The following is a 220-nucleotide window of genomic DNA, read 5'->3' on the forward strand; positions in this document are numbered from 1 at the left end:
GGAGCTGGCGGACACCTTCGACGAGATGCTGGACCGCCTGGACCGGGCCTTTGAGTCGCAGCGCCGCTTCGTGGCCAATGCCTCGCACGAGCTGCGGACACCGCTGGCGATCAACCGCACCCTGCTGGAGGTGCAGCTGGCCGATCCGGACGCCTCGCCGGAGCTGGCGCAGCTGGGCAAGACGCTGCTGGCGACCAACGAGCGCAGTGAGCAGCTGGTC

At 69.5% G+C, this 220-nt stretch carries 1 protein-coding gene; it reads left to right on the forward strand.

Annotated elements, in window-relative coordinates:
- Nucleotides 1-220: histidine kinase dimerization/phospho-acceptor domain-containing protein (locus IH45_RS0142905; protein ID WP_030682830.1), on the forward strand; the 220-nt coding region annotated here is incomplete at both ends.

The sequence above is a fragment of the Streptomyces rimosus subsp. rimosus genome (genome assembly GCF_000720725.1).
Classification (GTDB): Bacteria; Actinomycetota; Actinomycetes; order Streptomycetales; family Streptomycetaceae; genus Streptomyces; species Streptomyces rimosus_A.